Annotated in this window: 5 protein-coding genes; all 5 read right to left on the bottom strand. The window is 64.6% G+C overall.

Annotation, left to right across the window (positions count from 1 at the left end; genetic code table 11):
* Nucleotides 1-51: 51 nt before the first annotated feature.
* From betB to betI, 5 genes are read right to left on the bottom strand one after another with little or no spacing between them, the layout of a single operon-like run.
* A complete protein-coding gene (betB, locus tag NKJ88_RS28195; protein ID WP_352446358.1) occupies nucleotides 52-1,515 on the bottom strand; it encodes a betaine-aldehyde dehydrogenase in 1,464 nt (487 codons plus the stop codon).
* Nucleotides 1,516-1,566: 51 nt separating this feature from the next.
* Nucleotides 1,567-3,219, bottom strand: coding sequence for a choline dehydrogenase (gene betA, locus NKJ88_RS28190; RefSeq protein ID WP_023824214.1), 1,653 nt, complete (start codon nucleotides 3,217-3,219; stop codon nucleotides 1,567-1,569).
* A 3-nt stretch (nucleotides 3,220-3,222) separates the two neighbouring features.
* Nucleotides 3,223-4,227 (bottom strand): threonine/serine dehydratase family protein, encoded by a 1,005-nt coding sequence (locus NKJ88_RS28185; protein ID WP_023702224.1) that lies wholly within the window; start codon nucleotides 4,225-4,227, stop codon nucleotides 3,223-3,225.
* Nucleotides 4,224-5,753 (bottom strand): choline-sulfatase, encoded by a 1,530-nt coding sequence (gene betC, locus NKJ88_RS28180; RefSeq protein ID WP_023702223.1) that lies wholly within the window; start codon nucleotides 5,751-5,753, stop codon nucleotides 4,224-4,226. Before betC ends, NKJ88_RS28185 begins: the two co-directional genes overlap by 4 nt.
* Nucleotides 5,754-5,761: 8 nt before the next feature.
* A complete protein-coding gene (gene betI, locus NKJ88_RS28175; RefSeq protein ID WP_023670745.1) occupies nucleotides 5,762-6,352 on the bottom strand; it encodes a choline-binding transcriptional repressor BetI in 591 nt (196 codons plus the stop codon).
* Nucleotides 6,353-6,368 lie beyond the last annotated feature (16 nt).

The raw sequence follows: 6,368 nt of genomic DNA, 5'->3' as shown, positions 1-6,368 counted from the left end.
GGCACCCCCCTGTGCCGGGCAGGGCAGAGGGGGGTGCCTCGCGCCAACCCCTCAGTACGGGCTCGCTACATCCCCGGTCTCGACATACACCGCCTTCAGCTGCGAATAGAGCGCTAAAGCCGCCAGCGAGTTCTCGCGCCCGATGCCGGATTGCTTCACCCCGCCAAACGGAATTTCCACTGGCGTCAGATTGTAGGCGTTGATCCAGCAGGTGCCGGCCTGCAGTTCGGCGATCACCCTATGAGCGCGCTGCAGGTCGCGGGTGAAGACGCCGGCGGCGAGGCCGAATTCGGTGTCGTTGGCGCGGTCGATCACCTCGTCCTCGCCGTCGAACTTCAGCACGCTCATCACCGGCCCGAAAATCTCCTCGCGCGCAATGCGCATCTTATCGGTGACACCGGTGAACACGGTTGGCTCTACAAAGAAGCCGCCATCGAACCCTTGCAGCGACGGCACGTTGCCACCGCAGGCGAGCGTTGCTCCATCCTGCCTGCCGGCCGCGATGTAGGAAACGACCTTCTCCTGCTGCGCCTTGTTGACCAGCGGCCCCATCTGCGTCTCAGGATCGAGCGGATCGCCGATGCGGATCTTTTTCGTCCGCTCGACCAGCCGGTCGACGAAGCGGTCATGGATGCCGCTTTGTACGAAAACACGCGTGCCGTTGGAGCAGATCTGCCCGCTCGAATAGAAATTGCCGAGCATGGCGCCGCCGATGGCGTTTTCGAGATCGGCATCGTCGAACACGATCAGCGGCGACTTGCCGCCGAGTTCCATCGTCGCATGCTTCATCTTCGAGCCGGCGAGCGACAGCACCTTGCGGCCGGTCGGCACCGAGCCGGTCACCGAAACCTTGGCAACGACATCATGGCCGACCAGGCCGGCGCCGACATCGCCATAGCCTTGCACGACGTTGAACAGCCCGTCGGGCAGGCCCGCCTCTGAGTAGATCTCGGCCAGCGCCAGCGCCGACAGCGGCGTGTTCTCCGAGGGCTTGAACACCATGGCGTTGCCCATGGCGAGCGCGGGGGCGGATTTCCAGCCGGCGATCTGGATCGGATAGTTCCAGGCGCCGATGCCGACGCACACACCGAGCGCCTCGCGGCGCGTATAGGCAAAAGGTCCACCAAAATCGATCGCATCGCCGTTGAAGGCGGCAACCGCGCCGCCGAAATATTCGAGGCAGTCGGCGGCCGACAGTGCATCCGCCACCAGCGTCTCCTGGATCGCTTTGCCGGTGTCGAGCGTCTCGATCCGCGCCAGATCGGCGTTGCGCGCGCGCAAAATGTCGGCGGCGCGGCGCAGGATGCGGCCACGCTCGACCGGCTTCATCCGCGCCCAGGCCGGTTGTGCGGCCCGCGCGGCTTCGATGGCGAGCTCCAGCACGTTCGGAGTCGCCGAATGCAAAGTGGCGATGACCTCACCGGTCGCCGGATAGATCACCGGCAGCGGCGCGCCGCCTTCGTCCTCGATGTAGCGGCCGTTGACATAGTGCGATGCCGTTGGCTGGGCGCGCATGCTGTTCTCCAGATGTATTCGCTATTGCGGAGCAGTCCGCCGGACAATGCCCTATCGATCCGCCACCTGCCAGCGCGGATTGATCCAGGGTTCCTGGTTGGACGGCGCCAGTGGCGTGCGGCCGAGAATGTGGTCGGAGGCCTTCTCGCCGGTCATGATCGACGGCGCGTTGAGGTTGCCGTTGGTCACCCGCGGGAAGATCGAGGAGTCGGCGACGCGCAGGCCGTCGACGCCGATGACCCGGCACTCCGGATCGACCACGCTCATGATGTCGTCGGCGCGGCCCATCTTGCAGGTGCCGCACGGGTGGTAGGCACTCTCGGCATGATCGCGGATGAAGGCGTCGAGATCCTCGTCCGACTGGACGTGCGAACCCGGCGAGATTTCCTTGCCGCGAAAGCCGTCAAAAGCCTTCTGGCCGAAGATCTCGCGGGTCAGCCGGATGCAGTGGCGGAACTCGGTCCAGTCGTCTGGATGCGACATGTAGTTGAAGCGGATGACCGGCGTCGCTTTCGGGTCGGGCGAGCGCAGCGTCACCGAACCGCGCGACTTCGACCGCATCGGCCCGACATGCGCCTGGAAGCCATGCGCCTTCGCCGCCGCCTTGCCGTCATAGCGCACCGCCGCCGGGATGAAGTGGTACTGGATATCGGGGTAGTCGACACCGGCCTGCGAGCGCACGAAGGCCGCGGCCTCGAAATGGTTGGTGGCGCCGAGGCCGGTCTTGAACAACAGCCACTGCGCCCCGATCAGCGTCTTGGAGAATGGGTTGAGAACCGAATTCAGCGTGATCGGCTGGGTCGATTCCTGCTGGATGTAGAGCTCCATATGATCCTGCAGATTGCGGCCGACACCGGGCCGGTCGGCCACGACCTGGATGCCGTTCTCCGTGAGATGCGCGGCCGGGCCGATACCGGATAGCATCAGGATCTTGGGCGAATTGATCGACGATGCGGCGACGATCACCTCACGTCGTGCCTTAACGACCTGAATCTGTTTGTGAGCTTCGATCTCGACTCCGACGGCACGCTGATTCTCGATGATCACCCGGCGGGCGAAGCCTCTGATCACGCTGACATTTTGCCGCTTGAGCGCCGGCTTCAGATAGGCTGACGCAGCCGACCAGCGGCGGCCGCCGCGAATGGTTTGCTCCATCGGTCCGAAGCCTTCCTGCTTCGAGCCATTGTAGTCGTCGGTCAGTTCGAACCCGGCTTGGCGGCCGGCCTCGACAAAGGCGCCGTAGAGCGGATTCTTGCGCGGGCCACGCTGGACGTGCAGCGGGCCGCCGTGGCCGCGCCAGCCGTCCTCGCCCCCGTCACTGTCCTCCATGCGCTTGAAATAGGGCAGCACGTCGGCGAAGCCCCAGCCGGCCGCCCCCTGTTCGGCCCAGTGGTCGAAGTCGCGTGCGTGGCCCCTGACATATACCATGCCGTTGATCGAGGACGAGCCGCCGATCACCTTGCCGCGTGGCGTCGCCAGCACGCGGCCGCCGAGATGCGGCTCTGGTTCGCTGGCAAAGCCCCAGTCGTAAAGGCTCATGTTGAGCGGGATCGACAGCGCCGACGGCATCTGGATCAGCGGCCCGATATCGGTGCCGCCGAACTCGATGACGATCACCGAATGCTTGCCGTCTTCCGACAGCCGGTAGGCCATGGCCGAGCCGGCCGAGCCGGAGCCGATGATGACGAAGTCTGCTTCAAGCATGGTTCACATGCGCCCATCGTTCATATGCGAAATAAAATCGGCGAGCGAGACATTGCCGCCGGTAGCCATGACCAGGACCGTTTTACCCGCCACATCCACCTTGCCGCCGAGCAGCGCCGCCAGAGAGGCGGCGCCCGATGGCTCGAGCACCAGCTTCATCCGTTCGAAGGCGATCTTCATTGCCCGCCGCACGGAGGCATCATCGACGGTGATGCCGCGCACGCCGGCGGTCTTGACCGCCGCAAACGGCGCGTCGCCCGGCCGCCGCGACATCAGCCCGTCGCAGATCGACTTCGGCGCGATCGGCATGGTCTCGACGGCGCCATGCGCTAGCGATGAACCCATGCCGTTGAAGCCTTCCGGTTCGACGCCGATGATCTCGGTTGCCGGCGACAGATAGTGGAAGGCGAGCGAGACGCCGCCGATCAGCCCACCACCGCCGACCGAGCAGAACAGAAGGTCGGCACTGGCGTCCTTTGCCTCGAGTTGTTCGAGCGCTTCGAGCCCGGCGCCGGCCTGGCCGGCAACGATCTCCGGATCGTCGAATGGATGCAGCAACGCCAGCCCTTCGGTCTCGGCAATCTCGCGGGCCTTGGCGGCTGCGACCTCTTCACGGGCGCGCTCGCCATGATCGGTCAGCACGACGCGCGCGCCATAACCTGCAGTGGCATCGCGCTTGGCGGCCGGCGCGTCGATCGGCATGACGATGGTGACGGGAATGCCGAGCGCCTGGCCGGCAGCCGCCAACCCTTGCGCGAAATTGCCGGAGGAGTAGGCGACGACGCCTTTTCTGGCCTCATCCGGCGACAGCCGCTTCAACCGCCAATAGGCCCCGCGCACCTTGAACGATCCCGCCCATTGCAGCGATTCCGGTTTGATAAAGACGCGGGCCGCACCCGTCTCCTTGGCCAAGGCTGTCGATTCCAGCAAAGGCGTGATCTGCGTCGCCTTCGACGTCACGGCATAGGCCTGTCTGAGATGCTCGAGGGAGGGGACAATTGTCATCATTCGCCTCGCGGAAAGCGTTTCTGTTCCTCGAGATTGTCGAGGTTCATGTGGTTGCGCATGTAGCGTTCCGACGCCTTCCGCAGTGGCTGGAACTCCCAGGGGTAATGCGTGCCGTTGCGCAGCGCGGGATAAACCACCCAGCGCCGCGCCTGGCTGACGCGCACCGCGGCATCGAATGCCGCCATGTCCCAGCGCGCTCGCACGGCTCCCGTGAAGGCCGCCACCAGATCGGCATGCGCCGGATCGGTGGCACGATTGGTGCGTTCTTGCGGATCGGCTTCGAGGTCGAACAGAAGCGGCGGGTCGATCTCGCAATGGATGAATTTGTAGCGGCCATCGCGGATCGCCACCAACGGCGCGTTGGAGCCCTCGGCGGCATATTCCATCAGCACCGGCGCGGTGCGCTGTCCGCCATCAAGCAACGGCAGCAGCGACTGGCCATCGGTCCACGGTGCGATCGCGGAGATGTCGATGCCGGCGAGATCGCACAGCGTCGGCGTCACGTCGAGGTTGGAGACCGGCGCCTCGATCAGCCCTGCAGGAATGCCTTTGCCGGCGATCATCAAAGGTACTCGCGCCGAGCCCTCGAAAAAATTCATCTTGAACCACAGGCCGCGCTCGCCAAGCATGTCGCCATGGTCGGAGCAGAACAGGATGATGGTGTCGTCCAGCATGCGCGTTCGCTCCAGCACTGACATCAACTCGCCGACCTTGTCGTCGAGATAGGAGATGTTGGCGTAGTAGCCGCGCCGCGAGCGGCGGATCTGCTCCGGCGTGATGTTGAAACTGTCGTAGTCGCTGGCCCGGTAAAGCCGTTGCGAATGCGGGTCCTGATGGGCATAGGGGATGAATCCCACCTCCGGCTCAAGCGCCGGACAGTCTTTATAGAATTCCCAATATTGCCGCCGTGCGACATAGGGGTCGTGCGGGTGGGTGAAGGAAACCGTCAGGCACCAGGGCCGGCTGGCCTCGTCCTCGGAGGTGCGGGCAAGATCGTAGAGTTTTTGCACCGCGTGGAAGGCGACCTCGTCGTCATACTCCATCTGGTTGGTGATCTCGGCAACGCCGGCGCCGGTGACCGAGCCCAGATTGTGATACCACCAGTCGATGCGCTCGCCGGGCTTGCGGTAATCCGGCGTCCAGCCGAAATCGGCGGGATAGATGTCGGTGGTCAGCCGCTCCTCGAAACCGTGCAACTGGTCCGGCCCGACGAAATGCATCTTGCCCGACAGGCAGGTGTAGTAGCCGGCGCTGCGCAGATGATGCGCATAGGTCGGGATCGAGGAAGCGAATTCGGCGGCGTTGTCATAGACCTGGGTGCGCGACGGCAATTGCCCGCTCATGAAAGCGGCGCGGCCCGGCGCGCAAAGCGGCGAGGCCGTGTAGTTGTTGCCGAAGCGCGCCGAGCGTGCGGCCAGCGCCTTGAGATGCGGCACATGCAGGAAGTCCGCCGGCCCGTCCGCAAACAGCGTGCCGTTGAGCTGATCGACCATGACGATCAGGATGTTGGGTCGCCTTGATATCACTGAGGCTGTCACTGTGTCTGTCGCCCGCCGAGTTTGATTTCGAGATAATCTTCGACCAGCGCGATCGCGGTTTGAGCATCCGGCACGCCGTCCTTCAGCGCGCGCCTGATGTACAGCCCGTCGATCATCGCCGCGACCGCTTCCGCCGCGCGGTCGGCTTCGTTGCGCGGCAGTATGCCGATTAGTCCGCTCATCAGGTTGGAATGCAGCCGCCGCGCATAGACCCTGAGCAGCCGGCGTAGGGCCGATGATTTCTGTGCCTCGACATAAAAGGCGAGCCAGGCCGCGATGGTTTCCGGCCGGAACTGGATGTCGGAGAAGTTGACGGCGACCACCGCCGAAACGCGTTCGCGCGGCGAGCCGGCGGATTGCAGGGCGCGCCGCATGTCGATGGTCAGCTCGGCCAGTATGTGCCGCATCGTCGCCAGAAGGAGCTCGTCCTTGGCGCCGAAATAGTGGTGGGCAAGGGCCGACGACACGCCCGCCCGTCCGGCGATCTCCGACATGGTCACATCAAGCGAGCCGCGCTCGCCGATCGCCGAGATCGTCGCGTCGATGAGCGCCTTGCGGCGCAACGGTTCCATTCCGACTTTCGGCATTGGGGAGATCCAGATT

The sequence above is a fragment of the Mesorhizobium sp. M0016 genome, assembly GCF_040324035.1.
In the GTDB taxonomy this organism is placed as follows: Bacteria; Pseudomonadota; Alphaproteobacteria; order Rhizobiales; family Rhizobiaceae; genus Mesorhizobium.
The sequence above is the reverse complement of the archived record's forward strand: the minus strand, read 5'-3'. Positions and strand labels throughout refer to the sequence as shown.

Bases quoted from the DNA above. Each gene is read 5' to 3' on its own strand.
- betB (WP_352446358.1), bottom strand. From the start codon at position 1,515: ATGCGCGCCCAGCCAACGGCATCGCACTATGTCAACGGCCGCTACATC.
- betA (WP_023824214.1), bottom strand. From the start codon at position 3,219: ATGCTTGAAGCAGACTTCGTCATCATCGGCTCCGGCTCGGCCGGCTCG.
- NKJ88_RS28185 (WP_023702224.1), bottom strand. From the start codon at position 4,227: ATGATGACAATTGTCCCCTCCCTCGAGCATCTCAGACAGGCCTATGCC.
- betI (WP_023670745.1), bottom strand. From the start codon at position 6,352: ATGCCGAAAGTCGGAATGGAACCGTTGCGCCGCAAGGCGCTCATCGAC.